The 17248-nt window shown below is 34.2% G+C and carries 19 protein-coding genes and 3 pseudogenes; 17 read left to right on the forward strand and 5 right to left on the reverse strand.

Going from position 1 to position 17248, the window contains the following annotated elements; genetic code table 11:
* The first annotated feature begins 37 nt into the window (after nucleotides 1-37).
* The 8 genes and pseudogenes from MHH66_RS11475 to MHH66_RS11510 all read left to right on the forward strand — a co-directional run bounded on the left by MHH66_RS11475 (nucleotide 38) and on the right by MHH66_RS11510 (nucleotide 5728).
* Nucleotides 38-781, forward strand: coding sequence for a metallophosphoesterase family protein (locus tag MHH66_RS11475; RefSeq protein ID WP_002013591.1), 744 nt, complete (start codon nucleotides 38-40; stop codon nucleotides 779-781).
* Between the two features lie 143 nt (nucleotides 782-924).
* Entirely contained in the window at nucleotides 925-1587 is a 663-nt protein-coding gene (locus MHH66_RS11480) for a P-loop NTPase fold protein (RefSeq protein WP_078184910.1), read from the forward strand.
* 49 nt (nucleotides 1588-1636) lie between these two features.
* Nucleotides 1637-2179 (forward strand): GrpB family protein, encoded by a 543-nt coding sequence (locus MHH66_RS11485; RefSeq protein WP_063218297.1) that lies wholly within the window; start codon nucleotides 1637-1639, stop codon nucleotides 2177-2179.
* A 275-nt stretch (nucleotides 2180-2454) separates the two neighbouring features.
* The gene (locus MHH66_RS11490; protein ID WP_002168101.1) at nucleotides 2455-3279 is read left to right on the forward strand and encodes a DUF2785 domain-containing protein; all 825 of its coding nucleotides are present in this window, start codon (nucleotides 2455-2457) and stop codon (nucleotides 3277-3279) included.
* A 133-nt stretch (nucleotides 3280-3412) separates the two neighbouring features.
* Nucleotides 3413-3649 (forward strand): annotated as a pseudogene (locus tag MHH66_RS11495) (alpha/beta hydrolase); the annotation flags it as partial.
* A 37-nt stretch (nucleotides 3650-3686) separates the two neighbouring features.
* On the forward strand, nucleotides 3687-4358 hold the full coding sequence (locus MHH66_RS11500) for a response regulator transcription factor (protein WP_002032977.1): 672 nt from the start codon (nucleotides 3687-3689) through the stop codon (nucleotides 4356-4358).
* On the forward strand, nucleotides 4355-5350 hold the full coding sequence (locus tag MHH66_RS11505) for a sensor histidine kinase (RefSeq protein ID WP_078184911.1): 996 nt from the start codon (nucleotides 4355-4357) through the stop codon (nucleotides 5348-5350). The genes MHH66_RS11500 and MHH66_RS11505 overlap by 4 nt, the downstream gene beginning before the upstream one ends.
* Before the next feature lie 63 nt (nucleotides 5351-5413).
* On the forward strand, nucleotides 5414-5728 hold the full coding sequence (locus MHH66_RS11510; RefSeq protein WP_016101130.1) for a DUF3892 domain-containing protein: 315 nt from the start codon (nucleotides 5414-5416) through the stop codon (nucleotides 5726-5728).
* 86 nt (nucleotides 5729-5814) lie between these two features.
* Here MHH66_RS11510 and MHH66_RS11515 read toward each other — a convergent pair whose 3' ends face one another.
* Both MHH66_RS11515 and pdxR read right to left on the reverse strand, forming a co-directional pair.
* Nucleotides 5815-6255, reverse strand: a complete 441-nt coding sequence (locus tag MHH66_RS11515) for a YaiI/YqxD family protein (RefSeq protein WP_016101131.1) — start codon at nucleotides 6253-6255, stop codon at nucleotides 5815-5817.
* Between the two features lie 232 nt (nucleotides 6256-6487).
* On the reverse strand, nucleotides 6488-7930 hold the full coding sequence (pdxR, locus tag MHH66_RS11520) for a MocR-like pyridoxine biosynthesis transcription factor PdxR (protein WP_063225763.1): 1443 nt from the start codon (nucleotides 7928-7930) through the stop codon (nucleotides 6488-6490).
* A 124-nt stretch (nucleotides 7931-8054) separates the two neighbouring features.
* On the opposite strand from pdxR, the gene MHH66_RS11525 reads away from it, so the two are divergent.
* A complete protein-coding gene (locus tag MHH66_RS11525) occupies nucleotides 8055-8966 on the forward strand; it encodes a DMT family transporter (RefSeq protein ID WP_002120365.1) in 912 nt (303 codons plus the stop codon).
* A gap of 18 nt (nucleotides 8967-8984) precedes the next feature.
* Here MHH66_RS11525 and MHH66_RS11530 read toward each other — a convergent pair.
* Nucleotides 8985-9405, reverse strand: a pseudogene (locus MHH66_RS11530) (NUDIX domain-containing protein).
* Nucleotides 9406-9501: 96 nt separating this feature from the next.
* On the opposite strand from MHH66_RS11530, the gene MHH66_RS11535 reads away from it, so the two are divergent.
* Genes MHH66_RS11535 through MHH66_RS11550 form a run of 4 tightly spaced genes read left to right on the forward strand, consistent with a single transcriptional unit; the run spans nucleotide 9502 to nucleotide 12309 of the window.
* Nucleotides 9502-9903, forward strand: a complete 402-nt coding sequence (locus tag MHH66_RS11535; protein WP_012261193.1) for a DUF3980 domain-containing protein — start codon at nucleotides 9502-9504, stop codon at nucleotides 9901-9903.
* A 17-nt stretch (nucleotides 9904-9920) separates the two neighbouring features.
* Nucleotides 9921-10391: a GNAT family N-acetyltransferase gene (locus MHH66_RS11540; RefSeq protein ID WP_078184913.1), complete on the forward strand. Its 471-nt coding sequence runs from the start codon at nucleotides 9921-9923 to the stop codon at nucleotides 10389-10391.
* A gap of 47 nt (nucleotides 10392-10438) precedes the next feature.
* Complete coding sequence (locus tag MHH66_RS11545; RefSeq protein WP_002120356.1) at nucleotides 10439-11329, forward strand: AraC family transcriptional regulator; 891 nt, start codon at nucleotides 10439-10441, stop codon at nucleotides 11327-11329.
* A 23-nt stretch (nucleotides 11330-11352) separates the two neighbouring features.
* Nucleotides 11353-12309 carry a serine hydrolase domain-containing protein gene (locus MHH66_RS11550; RefSeq protein WP_002168114.1) on the forward strand — a complete coding sequence of 319 codons (957 nt, stop codon included), beginning with the start codon at nucleotides 11353-11355 and terminating at the stop codon, nucleotides 12307-12309.
* A 180-nt stretch (nucleotides 12310-12489) separates the two neighbouring features.
* Here the strand turns inward: MHH66_RS11550 and MHH66_RS11555 are convergent.
* A pseudogene (locus MHH66_RS11555) lies at nucleotides 12490-13244 on the reverse strand (CPBP family intramembrane glutamic endopeptidase).
* Nucleotides 13245-13416: 172 nt separating this feature from the next.
* On the opposite strand from MHH66_RS11555, the gene MHH66_RS11560 reads away from it, so the two are divergent.
* Nucleotides 13417-13716, forward strand: a complete 300-nt coding sequence (locus MHH66_RS11560) for a hypothetical protein (protein ID WP_000361375.1) — start codon at nucleotides 13417-13419, stop codon at nucleotides 13714-13716.
* A gap of 293 nt (nucleotides 13717-14009) precedes the next feature.
* The gene (locus MHH66_RS11565; protein ID WP_078184914.1) at nucleotides 14010-15047 is read left to right on the forward strand and encodes an SDR family oxidoreductase; all 1038 of its coding nucleotides are present in this window, start codon (nucleotides 14010-14012) and stop codon (nucleotides 15045-15047) included.
* A gap of 59 nt (nucleotides 15048-15106) precedes the next feature.
* Here MHH66_RS11565 and MHH66_RS11570 read toward each other — a convergent pair whose 3' ends face one another.
* Nucleotides 15107-15898, reverse strand: coding sequence for a DUF4240 domain-containing protein (locus tag MHH66_RS11570; RefSeq protein WP_063218356.1), 792 nt, complete (start codon nucleotides 15896-15898; stop codon nucleotides 15107-15109).
* Between the two features lie 206 nt (nucleotides 15899-16104).
* On the opposite strand from MHH66_RS11570, the gene MHH66_RS11575 reads away from it, so the two are divergent.
* Nucleotides 16105-16572 carry an NUDIX hydrolase gene (locus MHH66_RS11575; RefSeq protein WP_078184915.1) on the forward strand — a complete coding sequence of 156 codons (468 nt, stop codon included), beginning with the start codon at nucleotides 16105-16107 and terminating at the stop codon, nucleotides 16570-16572.
* 21 nt (nucleotides 16573-16593) lie between these two features.
* Nucleotides 16594-17238 carry an alpha/beta hydrolase gene (locus tag MHH66_RS11580; protein ID WP_078184916.1) on the forward strand — a complete coding sequence of 215 codons (645 nt, stop codon included), beginning with the start codon at nucleotides 16594-16596 and terminating at the stop codon, nucleotides 17236-17238.
* Nucleotides 17239-17248 lie beyond the last annotated feature (10 nt).

Below are 17248 nucleotides of genomic sequence, written 5' to 3' on the forward strand. Positions count from 1 at the left end.
GAGGATATAATAAACAATAAATAACGGAGGGATTCATTTGGATAAAATTGCGGTAATTTCAGATATACATGGTAATATTCCGGCATTAGAATCAGTACTGAAAGATATTAAATTAAGAGGAATTGAACGTATTATTTGTCTTGGAGATTTAGTAGGAAAAGGTCCGCATTCTAGCGAAGTAATTGAAATCGTTCGTAAAGAATGTGAAGGAACCGTAATGGGAAACTGGGATGATTTCATTACAAAACCGACTGAATTTGAAGCGTTAAAATGGCATCAAAAACAATTGTCAGAAGAACAAAATGAGTATTTAAGAAGCTTACCATTTTCAATCGAGTTTTATATGAGTGGGAAACTGATTCGTATGTTCCACGCTTCACCGAGAAGTTTGTATGAAAGAATTCAACCACATGCAACAAGAGAAGAGCGTATTAGTATGTTCGAAAATAGTGAGCTCACAGAGAATATAGAAGGGGAAAGAAAACCAGATGTCGTTTGTTACGGTGACGTTCATCAGGCGTATGTGCAAAATTTTAGAGGGAAAACGTTATGTAATGCTGGTAGTGTAGGTAATCCACTTGAAATTACACAAGCTTCCTATTTAATTTTTGAAGGAACATACAATGAAAAAGAAGCAGCAAGCTTTTCCATTCAACTCGTACGTGTACCATATGATATTGAACTAGCCATCCGATTAGCTGAAGAGTTGGATATGCCAGAAATTGAAGAATACAAGCAAGAATTACGGACTGCTTTATATCGAGGGTTTAAGGGGAAATAAGGAAAATATAAATCAATAAAAATATATCTATCATAACTTAAAATATTTCAACGATTTTTTTAATATATCGATTTACCAACAAATAGCGATAAATTTAATTTACTGCAATTATATTATGTAAATAACATCCAGGAGGGAATGTCATGCTCCGAAAACAATACATGAAAGAAATTGCTGATCATATTTTAACGTTAAAATTAACCCATCCAATAAGAGTTGGAGTAAATGGTATTACAGCTTCAGGAAAGACAACATTTGCAAACGAACTGGCAGAGGAAATGAAAAATCGGGGAGTACAAGTAACACGCGCCAGCATTGACGATTTTCATAACCCGAGAGTGATTCGTTATGCACAAGGAAAAGAGTCTGCAAGAGGGTATTATGAAGATGCACACGATTATACAGCTTTCAAAGAAAGGCTATTAAAACCTTTAGGACCTAACGGGAATTTACAGTATGAAACGATTTCTCATAACTTAATAACGGACATGCCTGTACATAATACGCCGCTAGTGGCCTCGCCAAATATGGTGCTAATAGTAGATGGAACATTTTTATTGAAAAAAGAAATTGAGTATCTATTTGACTATAAAAATTTCGTAGATACAGATTTTGAGATTGCGAGAAACCGTGGTGCAGAGCGCGAGACTGAGGCTTTTGGAAGTTATGAAGAAGCGGAGAAAATGTTTATAAACAGATATCATGCGGCTTGTAAGATGTATATAGATGAGCATAATCCGAAAGAATGTGCGAATGTTATATTTCAGAATAGTAATTTTGATGATCCTGTAGTTGTATTTAAATGAATTTAAAATCGTTTATATAGCAAAAAGTTCGTGAAAGGGGATGTGTTGGGTGGATAAAAAAGATAATCCGAACGATTGGCCTGTATGGGCGAATGAGTCAGTAGAGATAGTTAATGCAAATCCTGATTGGCAAGATAAAGGACGATGTGAAGAACAGCAACTTTATGAGCTGCTTACTCCTCTCGGTATTAGCAAAGTAATACATATAGGCAGTACATCCATACCTGGTTTACCTGCAAAACCTATCATTGATCTAATGGCTGAAACAGACTCATTTGATAGAATGCTCGATATTTCAGCAAAATTGGCTATATATGATTGGCATTATGTAGGCCCGGAATTAGATGAAAGACCTTGGAGAAGGTTCTTTGTGAAAGTGAAGAATAATAGGCGTGTAGCTCATCTGCATTTGATGGTTAAAGGAACTGAACGATGGGAGCAACAACTTTTATTTCGTAACCGCTTACGAGAAAATCCACAATTAGTTTATGATTATTCAAATCTAAAGCAAGAGTTAGCTAAAAGGTTTAACCAAGATAGAGAAGCATACACAAAAGCTAAAACAGAGTTTATTAAACAAGTTCTAAAATGATTTAATTTTTGATTGTAAATACATTTGAATACAAATGAAAAAAATACTTTATTTTATAAATTAAACTTACATGAAATGCATGTAAACAAAGTGAGAAGCTTTGGTGTTCCAATGTATTTCCTTTTATTTCTCGGGAGAAATTTATATAATTGAATCAAGTTCATAGAAAGATAGGGACTAAAACTATATTAAAAGTCGACTTAATTTTATGAGGGGAATTACAGGGGATAAGGCGAAAATAAGTTAAAAAACGTAAAAAGGGGATAGGGAATATAATGACAGAAGTACTAGAACTAAAAGAAGAATTACAACAAATTCAAAATAATAATTATGCTGTGCCAGAAGATGTAGATGCATATCCATATGCACAGTGGATGCTAGATTATATCGGATCACCTGATGCTGAATTACGTGATGATTTGATTTATAGTACGCTTCACAAATGGATTACAAATGATGTATTTAGACAAAAAGAATTACGAGGATTAATGTTACAAGCGATTAGTCCTGATTATTTATTTTATAAAATTGGTGAAAAGGGCACAGATTCTGTATTTAAACGTGCGTTCTCCGTATTAATTCCGCCGCTTATTTTATCTGTTCATGAAAGAGAACCACTGTTATCTGAAGAACAACTGTATAGTGTGGCAGAACAAGTTCTGGAATATGTCTATTTAGAAGAAGATGTAAGAGGTTACGTAGAAGGAAAGGGCTGGGCACATTCTACTGCACATGCGGCAGATGCACTAGATGCTTTAGCACGTACAATACAAAATCGTGAGTTTTCATATGCAATACTAGCTGCTGTTCGTCAGAAGGTTCGATTGAATGACTACGTATACATACACTTTGAGGATGAGAGATTAGTAACGCCAATTATGTCGTTGCGTAACCAAAATATTTTAACTGAAGAAGAGTGGAGCAATTGGCTACATAGTATAGCAATTGTTGAAGATATCCCACATCCCCAGCATGATATTTTAGTACAAAATATTAGAGCTTTCTTAAGAAGTTTATATTTCAGAGCTTTAGAGAAAGAGGGCGCTACTGCCTTTACAGATGATATATTGGAGACTTTGAAGGATTTGCGTAGGTATTAAAAATAGCGTTTGAATTGGAAATTTTAAAAGAAATCCATACTTAGAAACAAAGAGAAAATATTAATTTTGGAAAATTTATTAGAAATTTATTTTTACATTGTACCCTTTCAGTATAGGCTGAAAGGGGTGTCATATGAAAAAATTATTGAAGATAGTAAAAATTATATTTTTTGTGTGTAGTAGCATTATGTTTCTTGGAACAGGCGCTGTATTTATATATCATAACTATCAATTAAGAATGGAATCGAAATTAATAAATAATGAAGGTGAATTTGTTAATTTCAATAATAAAAAAGTGAATGTTTATAATGAGGGGAGCGGGGAGGATACGTTTGTATTTATGGCCGGATCTGGAATTGCCGCTCCTGTTTAAGCTATTGTTATTTTAGTGATGGAAGGTCTACATAATGAAAGAATATAACATATTAATTGTTGAAGATGATTTGATGATAGGAGATTTATTACAAAAAATTTTGCAGCGTGAGAAGTATAAAGTGTATTGGGAGAAAGAAGGAAAGAATGTTCTAGATGTAATCCATGAAATAGATTTAGTCATAATGGATGTTATGTTACCAGGTGAAGATGGTTATCAAATTACAAAGAAAATAAAAAATCTAGGATTAAATATTCCAATCATATTTTTATCAGCTCGGAATGATATTGATAGTAAACTAAAAGGTCTTACCATTGGAGAAGAATACATGATAAAACCTTTTGATCCTCGAGAATTATTGTTAAGAATTCAGAAAATGTTAGATAATCAATATGGTACTTTCACGCAAATTAAACATTTATTTATAGATGCAGAATATAAAAGGGTTTTCATTAATGGTTTGCGTGATGAAGTTGTGTTTACAGCGATTGAGCGTAAAATATTTTTCTATTTGTATGAAAATAGGGATAGAATTCTAACAAAAGAACACTTCTTTGATTACTTATGGCAACTCGAAGATAGAAATCAAAATATCATGAACGTACATATAAAGAAAATTAGGACCAAAATCGATGATAAAACAGGTAACATAATTCAGAACATATATGGAGAAGGGTATAGATTAAATACCTTTATGAAGAAATGAAATTAAAGAAGAAATATCAGTTATTACTATTCACTGCTATTATTAGCGTACCATTGTTATTATTGTCGATTAGTATCTTTGTATCAGTTATTTATAATGTTGCCTTTAAAACTAAAAACAAGAACATTCCTTTTCATGAATCCTTTGCATATCCTACTATGTTAATCATATTTTTATTATCACTATTAGTATTAGCTTTTGTATTTTCAAAATCGATTAATTCATTATTAAATAAAATTAATGTATTAAATCAAACGATTCGAGATTTAGCAAGTGATAAAAAAATCCCTAATATAATAGATGTCAAAAGCGATGATGAAATGGGGGAACTGATTAGATCAGTAAACTTGCTAATAGAAAGAACGACTTATCGAGAATTAGAACTACAACAACAGGAACAAATAAAAAAGGAACTATTAAATAAATTACGGCATGATATTAATACACCCTTAACAGCGGTTAGATTACAATTATATTATTTAGAAGGCGAATACGAAGGACAAGCACAAGTACTTGAATCAATGTATGGGCAGATACAATATATAAGTGATTTAACTAACGAATTTAATATTCAATCTACAGAGACCTTGGAAAATACTTATATTGTGAATGATGAAGTGAATATACATAATTTAATAGAAAATATGATTAAAAAATGGAGCTATTTGTATAGCATTCATAAAATTGAATTAGTATATAATCCACAAGATAAAGAGTTGATATGGAATAGTAATGAGTTATGGATTCAAAGGCTATTTGATAATATTTTTCAAAATGTCCTTAAACATTCAAAAGCTAAAAAACTCAAAATCATTATAGATGAAGATGCTGTTTCCTTTAGAGATAACGGGATGGGGTTTGATATAAATAAAAAAGGAACGGGACTTGGTTTGAAAAATATTGAAGATATATCAAAGATGTTCGATATAAAATACACTTTACAATCAAATAGTGAGGGGACTATGTTTTCATTTGAAAATACTAAAGTTTAGAGCAATTTACATAAAACCAACACCTCAGAACCATACTAATAAAATGTGTTGGAGGTGAAATTTATGGACAAAAAAGACTTTGAAAAAGTTTATAATGATTACTTACATCAAGGAGAAGAGCAAGCTCAATTTGAAGTAGACAATGAAGTCAATTCAGGAGCAGAACAAATTGTTGCCGTTCGTAAAAATGATGATGGGGATTTAATTGCTTTTAAGACAAGTAGCGGGAGAGAGTTAGATTATATTACTGCTCTTAGTGAAGCGAAATCAGGGAAGTTAGTTCATGTGGACGTATTTCATAAGTATGGTAGAGATATTATACGTAGTGAACCTGATGGAATAAAGGAAAATAACTTAGATAATTTACCTTCATTTTAAACAGGTAAACCTCAAGAAGAGAATGTTCATTTGGATATTCTCTTCTTTGTTTTGCGAAGTTTTCCTTGCAAATAGACGGTTCATTTTTAAAGTGCGATTATACTTTTAAAGAGCACTCTAAACTTCTCTTTATCTTCTGCTGTAAATGGTTTCGGTCCCTTTGTACGCTTACCGCTTTTTCGAACCATTGCACTTAAATACCGTGTTTGTAACAATTGTTCAATGTTTTCATTCGTATACTTATAGCCTTTATGGTGTAGAACGATACAGCCTTTTGCTAAAGCAAGCGAAGCAAGACCGTAATCTTGCGTTACGATTAAATCTTCTTTTTTTGCTAACTGCATAATCCGGTAATCCGCAGCATCCGCTCCGGAATCAACATAAATTGTTTCTACTCCTGATGGCTGTTCCGCATTAGAATAATGAGAAAAGCTAGTAACGAGGGTAACAGGAATTTCGGCATTCGTAGCTTCATAAATAATCACATCTTTTACAGGACAAGCATCTGCATCAACATAAATCTTCATTTTATCACTCCTATAAAGTGAAACTTTAATCAGTGGGGGTTTTGTTCATCCCCCACTGATTATTAGTTGAACCAATCGGGCGTTTACGGGCAGTTGATCTCCCACCTAACTTCTTTGTTCCAGCTGAATTTTGAGGTGGGAGTTTTACTGCCCGTTAATGCGGGATGAATAGGTTCGTGTTGATAATAATGGTAGATTTTGCTTTTGTCAAACGAGACTTCTTTACATAATGTTATTTCCCACAAACCAAAATAGCCTCACGCAAACGAGAAATACCTTTTTCAATTTGATCAATATTCACTTTCCCGTAAGATAAACGAATATAACCGTCTTTAGCACCGAAAATACTACCCGGCATAAAGGCAATTTCTTGTTTTAAGCTTTGCATAATGAGTTGTTTTTCATTTATCGGTTCGTTTAATTTTCCCCATATGTATATACCACCGGTCGGGTTTGAGAAAGAGATTTTATCGTGAAGTTGCTCGTTTAGGGCGCGAACGATAATGTCTCTTTTTTCTGCTAGTTGTTTTCGTAACGGTACGATATGCGACTGAAATGGTACAGTTTCGAAAAATTGTTGTATAAGCCACTGCGGGAATATACTCATTCCTAATTCCATTTGGTGACGCGCATCTGATAATCGCTCTATGACAGACTGCGGAGCGACAAGCCAGCCAACTCGTAACCCTGGTGCAATCATTTTAGATAAGGAATGTACATAAATGACTGTTCCATTTTCATCAATTGATTTCAAAGTAGGACAAGGTTGTTTCTTTTCTAGCGTAAGTAAACTGGATGGATCATCTTCAACGATTGCAATTCGTAGGTCTGCGCAAAGTGATAACAGTTTTTTTCTACGGTTTGGATGCAACATTGTGCCCGTAGGATTTTGGAAGTTTGGATTTAAAAAGATCATTTTTATACGATGCTTTCTATATAATTCTTGCACATCGTCTGGATTAATACCGTGTTCATCGACAGGTAACGGGAAAATACGAATACCTGCTGATTGGAATAGCGGTAATGAATAACAGTGTGATGGACTTTCGAAAGCGACCGCATCACCTGGGTTTAATAAACATTGTACGATAAGGTGAAGTGCTTGTTGGGCGCCGGATGTAATCATAATCGATTGTTCGGTCGCTTCAACTTTTAAATATTCCTTCATATATTTTACTACCGCTTGTCTTAGCGGGAGATACCCCTGGGGATGATCGTAACTTAATGACTGCGTTAACGGTTGTTCTCGCAAAATTGTTTGTAGTTGATCGTGAGGATAGAGATTACAACCGAGCTCTCCGTTTGCGAAATCTATAATGTTCTCATTTTGTTGTACTTCTGCCCGAATATGGCGAAGTAACGGTAAGTTTGGTAAGAAAGTACCACCTTCTACGAAATTTCTCCAATTCGGCGTTAATGTTGGAGAAACGCCCCACATATGTGTACTCACACGTGTACCTTTACCAGTCGTACTTTCTACAATTCCCATAGCACGTAGTTCATTATAAGCAGTCGTTACCGTACTTCGGTTTACATTTAACTGCGTAGCTAATTTCCGTTCTGAAGGGAGGAAGCTACCTGGGGGAAGTTCTCCGTATGTAATACGTTTTTCAATAAAGTCAACAACTTGCTGATAAATTGGGATTTTACTGTCGTTATCTAGCTTCCATTCCATACAAACGCCTCCGAAAATCTTATATACATTAAGTATAACAAATTGGCTGGGTAAAAAAACAGCCAATTGGACGGTGTTATATCCAGCCAATTTTACTATGCTAAATAGGGAAGGGGAGATTCGGATGAAACGATGGCAAATGGAATGGCTCCTAGTATCAGTAGCATTAGTATGGGGAGCAAATTATACAATTGGAAAGTATGGCGTGGCATATATGTCATCCATTCAATTTAATAGTTTACGATTTTTAGTAGCATCACCGGTATTATTACTTATTACATTTTTAATGGAACGCTCATTACGTATTGAAAGAAAAGATTGGTTACGATTACTAGCAGTCGGTATCGTTGGAACGACAATGTATCAAACGATGTTTATGCTATCTGTGAAATATACTTCAGCAACGAACGCCTCATTATTAATTGCGATGTCACCTATATTTACAGGGATATTAGCAGTATTGCACAAACAAGAACGTTTTTCGATGAAAGTACAAATTGGTTCAATAGTAGCGTTTATTGGTGCAGCATTCGTTTTATTAACAGGGCATACGGGAGGAGCTACATACGAGTATGCGTGGCTCGGAAATGTAATTGGATTAGTCGCAGCAATTGCGTGGGGATGGTATCCCATTTTAGCGCAACCACTTATCACAAAATACTCCGCAATGAGAGTCACATCATGGTCTACTTTAATTGGAATTGTACCTCTCGTTATATACTGTTTATTCAACGTAAATACATTAACGTGGCCAGTAGATACGCCAAGCTGGGGATCACTAGCATATTCAATCGTCTTTGCGACAATCTTCGGACTTGCGATGTGGTATGTCGGTATTAGTAAAATCGGTTCAACGAAAGTAATGGTTTATATGTATCTCGTACCATTGTTCGCAGTTATCTTTGCAGCTGTAACAATTGGAGAGCAAATCAATATGATGCAACTTGTTGGCGGTCTTATTATCTTTATCGGTTTATATGTTGTAAAAAAAGGCGGAATCAAAAAGACAGCTCTCAATTTGAAAAAAGTAAGCTAACAGTAAAAAGGATCTCTTTCACATAGAAGGAGATCCTTTTTTATTTAGTAGTAAAAGTGCTTGTTCAACAGCCCATTTTTGATGATCATGAATTAAATGTTCTATAGCAAGCGATGGAGACATCCATTGTAAAATATGGTCTTATTCATGAACTTCAACTGCATGAATCTTCTTTTTCGGCATAAAAATATCGTGCTGCATTACCGATAGAACGATCAATTTCAATCGCCCAACCTAATTCCTCTAGTAATTCACGATGTAAACATGCTTCTTTCGTTTCCGTACTTTCCATACCGTCACCAGGTAAAAAGTAATGTTCTCCTTTTTCGATGATAGCTATTTTTGAGCAAGTATTGTTAAAAATAACCGCATAGCAACTAGGCCGTAATACATACTGGACGGTAGGGTTTTTAGAGATAAATGTCGGTTTCGAAATCATAAAACACGACCTTTCTCTATAAAATACATAAAAGGGATATTAAGGTAAATCTAGAATTATGTAAGTATAATCTTATATGAGTGGAGTGATATCAACATGATAAATCGAAAGTGTTCACGATGTAAAGAAATAACAGGTACATTGCATGGTGGTAAAAAAATTAAAGAAGAATTTCTATGTGAAGACTGTTTGCAAAAAGGAATTGCGAGTGGGGAAATCGAATTATCACAAGTGGAGCAAGAACAAACCTCGTATCTTTCTATAAAAATATTAAAAATAATGAGTGTTATTTATTTAATAGTATCTATTATAACTGCTTTTTCTGCTGGAGCACTTATACAGGATCCAGGGCTTGGTGGAATATCATTTTCAATAACAGGTGCAGTTGGTGTTATGGTAATTGGATCGATATTCCAGTCTGTTCTTGTATTTTCAGGTATTTGGGTATTCATTCTGTTAGTCGAAACGGTTATTAAAATATATGAAAAAATGAAGTGAGTGAGAGGGAGAAATACATGCGAGTAAGAAATATTCAAGGGGAAGATTATGTAAAGATTCATTCTGTATTAAATGATTGGTGGGGCGGAAGAGATATGGCTAGTATGTTGCCGAAGTTGTTTTTCGTCCATTTTCAAGAAACGAGTTTTATCATTGAAGAAGATGGCGAAACGTTAGGTTTTCTATGTGGTTTCTTTTCACAAACGCATAAAGATGAAGCGTACGTTCATTTTATCGGTGTAAATCCGAAGTTTAGACGAAAAGGAATCGCATCGACGTTATATTCTTATTTCTTCGATAGCGCTCGTGCAAATAACCGTAAAGTTGTAAAAGCAATTACGTCACCAGTTAATAAAAAGTCAATTGAATTTCATCAAGAAATCGGATTTCGAATTGAAGCTGGGGATGATGAGATAGATGGTGTATCCGTACATACAAATTATGATGGGAACGGCGGGAGTAGAGTTTTATTTTTAAAAAATGTGTAAAGTAGGCTGACGTAAAGTTAGTCTTTTTGTTGTGAGGAGGGATAAATGTGGAGAGTTCTCAAAGTAGAAACGAGTATTTACGACGTGTTTATAAAGTGCAAGACTATATAGAATCACATATAAATGATTCACTTTCAATTGAAGATTTAGCTAATGTGGCAGGCTTCTCAAAATTTCATTTTCATAGAATTTTTAAAGGGATGATGGATGAGCCGTTATCTCGGTATGTGAATCGTTTGAAATTAGAGAGGGCAACACACCTTCTTACTTATCGTACAGATATGACGATTACAGACATTGCGTATTACTTCGGGTTCACAGATTCAGCAGTTTTCTCCCGGACATTTAAAAGTTATTACGGAGTAAGTCCGTCTCACTATAGAAATCACAATAGCAAGAATTGCAAAGACGTAAGTGAAACTTCTCAATACAATGAATGTAAGAAGGTTCGAGGAAATGTTGAAATTGTAACAGCGGACAACGTAAACGTCGCATACATAAGACATGTAGGTACATATAAAGAGTTAGCTATAGCTTTTTCAAAAATGATAGAAAAACTATTTCGTTACGCCACAGAGCAAAACTATCATGTATTCGAGGATACGAAAGTATTAACAATTTACCACGATCATCATGAGTTTACAGAAGACTATCAGTTAAGAACAAGTCTATGTATAACAATTCCGAATGAGTCCGCAGTAGAAACGAGCGACATTGGAATAATGGTAATACCTTCAGGCAAGTATGCGGTAGGTCATTTTGAAATATTCCAAGATGAATATAAAGGAGCATGGAATTTCTTATACGGTGAATGGCTGCCAAATAGCGGATATAAGCCGAGAGATTCGTACCCTTTTGAAGTATATAGAAATGATCCAAGGCAGCATCCCGAACATAAACATATAGTTGATATATATGTACCTATCGAACTTTTTTAATCATATATTAAGGGGGAAGAATGATGAAGACTGCTGAACAGTTAGATTGGATTATAAAAGAAAACTATAAAAATATAAATGGTGTATTAGTTGTACAAAAAGGTAATGTTACTTTTGAAAATTATTATAATGGTTACGGTCCAGATGATGCATGTCATGTAGCATCAGTAACAAAAACGATAATCTCCGCGTTAATTGGGGTATGTGTAAATAAAGGGTATATAAAAAGCGTTGATCAAAAAGTAATAGAATTTTTCCCAGAATATAATTGTAATTCATCTGAAATAACAGTACGACACCTTCTTACGATGACAGCGCCACATCCTTTCGTAGATTGGCAGGAACCGTTAGAAGAATTATGCACACAAAAGGATTGGGTGCAGTATACGTTAAATAGGGTAGGGAAAGGCGGAGAAATTGGATTTTTTAAATATTCATCTGCAGGAGCTCATTTATTATCAGCAATTATTACGAGCGCAACAGGAAAAAGTGCGCGTGAATTTGCGAATGAATACTTATTTCAGCCGCTTGGCATGAGAGAAATTCCAAACTACAATATGAAATCTTTTGAATTCGATGACTTATTCGGAAAAGATGTGAAAGGATGGGTTCACGATCCAAATGGTATTTCGACGGGCGGCTGGGGACTAACGTTAACAGTTAAAGATATGGCTAAGTTTGGACAGATGTATTTGAATGAAGGTATTCATAATGGAAAGGAAATTCTTTCAAAATCGTGGGTACAAGAATCAATAGCGATGAATTCAAATCAATACGGTTACTTATGGTGGTTACGAGAAGAAGAAGGTGTCTATTCATACTGTGCAATGGGCGATGGTGGGAATATGATTTGTTGTATTCCGGAGAAGGAATTGGTGGTGGTGATTGCATCTGAGATTATACCGGAAGCACAGGATAGATGGAGATTAATCAAAGAGTGTATATTTCCTTATTTAAAAGTTTTACAAAAGTTACAATAGGAGAAATAGTTATACTTGCTATGTTCTACATAATTGAAATAAGTGCTGTGAGAACGGAGTCGTTCAATTAAAATTAGAAAACTTCAACACCTATACGATTATTGAATAATTGAAAGGTGTTGAAGTACTTAATGAGCTAATTAAGGTACATTAAACTGGAACACTTTTTTTAATTGTTAACTATTTTTTAACTTTTCGATGTATAAGATACATAATGCAGAGCGCAATTGCTAAAAAGATAAATTTAATTAACGCCATTAGGCTGGCATCCCACTTGTTTTGCAATCCATCTGTTAAAAAAATACATTAAACATACCATGTAAAATTGCGGGTGGTAGTACAGAACGACCGTACTCTCTCGTGTACGTCAAAATTATAGATAATATAAATAATAACGATAGATAACTTAATATTCCTACAAACCATAACTCATAGTTTTTATAAAAGAGTGCTACTGGTAAATGCCATAAAGACCAAAGTGAAGCTGTAATTATTGCGGTTTGTATTAATGAATATTTTTTTCGTAAATAGTAATGAAGATTCCCACGCCAAATAATTTCCTCTAAAAATGCAGACAAAGCTGCAATTGTAAGACCAATGAGTAGGAGAAATCCCAATTCATTGCAGTGATTAAATAAGAACTTTATATTATAAATATAAAAATAGAAATGGAGAAATAGACCTAGAAGTAGTGGGAATAAAATGGAGAAAATTAGTGGTTTTAATGTTGGACGTGAAATGCCAAATGTATGGAAAATTTCTTGTTTCTTATATGCTTTTTGATATAAAATAACGGCTAACAACGGAACAACCATCGTGAAACCCAAATAACTACGACCATTTTCTATGTTTAGCAAAAAGATATAAAAGAACGATGTGAGAGAATAAATGTAAAATGTTGAATGATAAACTATGTTTTTATTAATATTTATCACCTACCTAAGTACGTATAATTTGTTAATCAAATATTGGATATTTTAATTATATATGAAATGGAAATAGACAGAATGAATATTTTCATATTGTTGATTCTAGTAATAGAGAAGGGGATTAAATTATATCCCTTTTTTTGCTAGTATAGTAAGAGATAGAAAGAGATTTCACTAGATGGATAAAAGGCGTTGTTTGAAAGGTGAGGGTATGATGACAAAGTCTAATGTTGTAGAAATCATTTCAGCTTTAGTAGCTATTATCGGTGTGTATGTACTAATAAATGCACCAGAAATGGGGAGTAAGGCAACAAGTGAATCTGTTGCAGAGCAGGGCGGTCATATGGATACAAGTACGTATTTAGCTTTATTACAAGGATACGGAAATTCTTATACAATTCTAGGCGCGACTTGTTTATTTATGGGGTTGCTCAGTTTAATTTCTATAATTTCAATTCAAGTATATAAAAGTAAATAGAGGCTGAAAAAACAATGCTCCTGTCAATTGGGCAGGAGCATTGCTCGTATAAATAAGTATTTTCGTAGATGTGTACTTATCACTATGACTTAGTTGAAATATTTTTCAACCCCTCTTTATCGTCTTCATTACTGTCGAATTCGATAAAAAGTTATGTCACAAGTTGCAAATTTGGATGACGTTATATTAACTATAGAAAAAAATGAAAAATACCCGTAACTTTTTACAAGGGAAAATCGTTAAACAAAAGAAAAGGTTTTTAATCATGCGCTTGATTGAATGGGGGAAAAAGAATGAAGATTCTAATACTGGGCGGTACACGTTTTTTAGGAAGAGCTTTTGTAGAAGAGGCTGTAAAAAGAGGGCATGAAGTTACATTATTCAACCGTGGAACAAATAAAGAAATTTTTCCTGAAGTAGAGCAGTTAATCGGTGACAGAAATGATGATGTTTCAAGTTTAGAAAATCGAAAATGGGATTTGGTCATAGATACGTGTGGATTTTCTCCTCACCACATTAGGAATGTAGGAGAAGTACTTAAAGATAATATAAAGCATTATACATTCATCTCAAGCCTTTCCGTATATAAAGATTGGATCCCGCATCACATAAAAGAAGATTATAAATTACTACCTGAACCACCAAGTGATAAGGTAAAAGCTGTAGAGAATGGTGAAATATCTCCTTATGAGTATTACGGTGCGCTTAAAGTATTATGTGAAAAAGAAGCAGAGAATTATTGGCCGGGTCGTGTTTTACACGTAAGAGCAGGACTTCTTTCAGGAATGTTTGATTATACAGATCGGCTTCCATACTGGATTGGGCGTGTAGAAAAGGGAGGAAAAGTGTTAGTTCCAGGAAGGAAAGACCGTCCAGTGCAGTTCGTTGATATAAATGACGTCGCAAGCTTTGGACTAAACATGGCAGAAAACAATAAAGTAGGTACATTTAATGTAACGGGTCCGAAAGATGAGCTGACGATGGAAGAGCTATTAAATATGAGTAAAAAGGTTACGAATAGCGATGCTGAATTCGTTTGGATCGATGAATCATTTATGAATGAGAATAAAGTACAGCCATGGACGGAAATGCCATTATGGCTTCCCGAAACTTTTTCATTAGAAGGTGAAACAGATCCGTGGAAAGGTGGATTCTCTATTAATATAGAGAGCGCAGTTAAAGAGGGTCTTACTTTTAGAAGTTTAGAAGATACTGTTACAGACGTGTATGAGTGGATGAAAGAAACGAAACATAGGGAATTAAAGGCAGGTATTTCAATTGAAAGAGAAAAGGTGCTGTTAGATAAGTGGTATGAAATAAAGAGAGGTTAAATAAGAATCCTATGAAAAAAGGACTCTGTCTATTGGTTAAACAGAGTCCTAATATTCATTTACCAATCAATCGGATCTTCTCCGTACATTTCCCATAACTTAGGAAACATATTTTTCAATCCTTCTTCGTCATCTTCATCCCAGTCAAACTCAAAATCTACCTCGTCGAATTTTTCATTGGATAAAACATGATAAAGTGTGAAGTAAGTATCCTCTTCATCTCCAGTTTTTTCTACATATACAGTGTAACCGAAATATAAAGAAAGTTCTTCAATTTCAGGAACATCATCCTCACTCAAATTTTCTAACACAGAAATTAATCGTTCTGGATCTTCAATACACGCTTCATAAACTTCTTTTCCTTGGAACAATAACCATCCGCGGAAGTAATCAAAAGAATCATCCGAGCAACCGCCTAAAATAATATAGGCAGCTGCCCATAAACGAGACGTATAGGAAGATTTTAATATGCGATGCATATGCGTATCAAAAGCTACAATTTCGTGTACTGTACGCTTAGCGAGATGAGAAGTAAGCCATTCTATTTGTTCTTCTTGATCTTCGCCTTTCGTTTTTGCACGAGCGAGCAGTTCCCAAAATTCTTCTTCTGTCATCGTTTTTTCTTTTATGTAATCTTCCCCAAGGCACGGGTCTGTATATCCCTTTTTTCGTTTGGAAGCGATTAGTTTGTTAGCTTCTTTTATACATTCTTCTTCTGTTTCAAACTCTTTCGCTTTCACACTACCAGCTGTGCCAATTTTTCCGTAAAACACAACGTAGTCTTTTTCTTTCACAACGATTTTCCAAAACTTATTTGATTTCTCAGTTTGCTGGATTAATAACGTTTCCATTCGTACCCCCATATTGCTTTTCTAGTGTGCCTTGTGATTGTAACATATGTATAAACACCTGTAATGACAAAAAGATGAGGTTAGTTTTCGGAAAGTTCGAAAATTATTGAATGAAATAGAAAAATTTAGTAATCTTATTTGTACAGCACATACATAATAGTTTTGTAATGATTCGATATTTAAATAATATATAGGGGGAATTCGGTGTGGATCTTACGTTTAAAGTAGAGGAAACATGTTTTAATTACCGAGTCGGAGCAATTTGTAAACAGGGTAATAAAATACTTATTTTGCAAGGTGACGGTGAAGATTTTTGGTATGTACCGGGCGGGCGCGTGAAAATACTAGAAAATAGTGAAGATGCGTTAAAACGAGAGCTTGCAGAAGAACTAGCTGTTCCAATTGAAGTAAAGAGGTTAATATGGTCAGTAGAAAATTTCTTTACACTTTCTGAGCGAAAGTTTCATGAAATTAGCTTTTACTATGAAGTAGAGCTGCATGAATTACCCGCGAATGGAGCCGACCAATATATTCTGAATGAAGAGGGTAGAACATACATGTTTAAGTGGGTGCCGGTAGAAGAGTTAGATGCATATAACTTACAGCCAGCGTTTATAAAAGAGAAAGTAAAGGATATATCAGTTCATACAGAACATATCGTTTTACAAAAGTAAACATGTCCGGAGGGGGAAACGTTGAAGGGGACTAAAAAAGAGATACATATAGATGATAAAGCCATTCGTTACACACATATCGAAAAAGGTTGTAAAACGGTGTGCTTTATGTTTTCAGGTTCAGGTTACAATTATGATAAACCGTTATTTTACTATGCAACGATGCTTATGCTTGAAAATAAAATAGATGTAGTACATATTCATTATTCTTACGACGAACAGGTATTGAATAAACCAATGGAAGAAATAACGAAAATAATGATGGATGATATTAATCCTATAATAAATGAAGTATTAAAAAGTGGGCAATATAGCAATTCGATGTTTTTAGGGAAATCACTCGGAACAATCCCGATTGCAAATGATTTAATGAAGAGAGAGGAATACTTACAGTCAAAGATGTTATTACTTACACCTTTACTGACGTTTGATTCGATTTTTGATTCGATCTTACATAGTCATCACGAAGGGCTTTTAGTAATTGGAGATAAAGATCATCAATATAATGCAAATCAAATAAATCAGTTACATAAAACGAATTTACAGATTGAAGTTGTCAAAAATGCTAACCATTCTGTAAATGTTGGAGAATTTGAAACCGAGAATTCGATCGAAGCGATAGCAAAAATAATAGAAAAACTTAAAGAAGTTGTTAGGAAAAACTAACCTATCAATA

It is taken from the genome of Bacillus sp. FSL H8-0492 (genome assembly GCF_038006145.1).
Classification (GTDB): Bacteria; Bacillota; Bacilli; order Bacillales; family Bacillaceae_G; genus Bacillus_A; species Bacillus_A mycoides.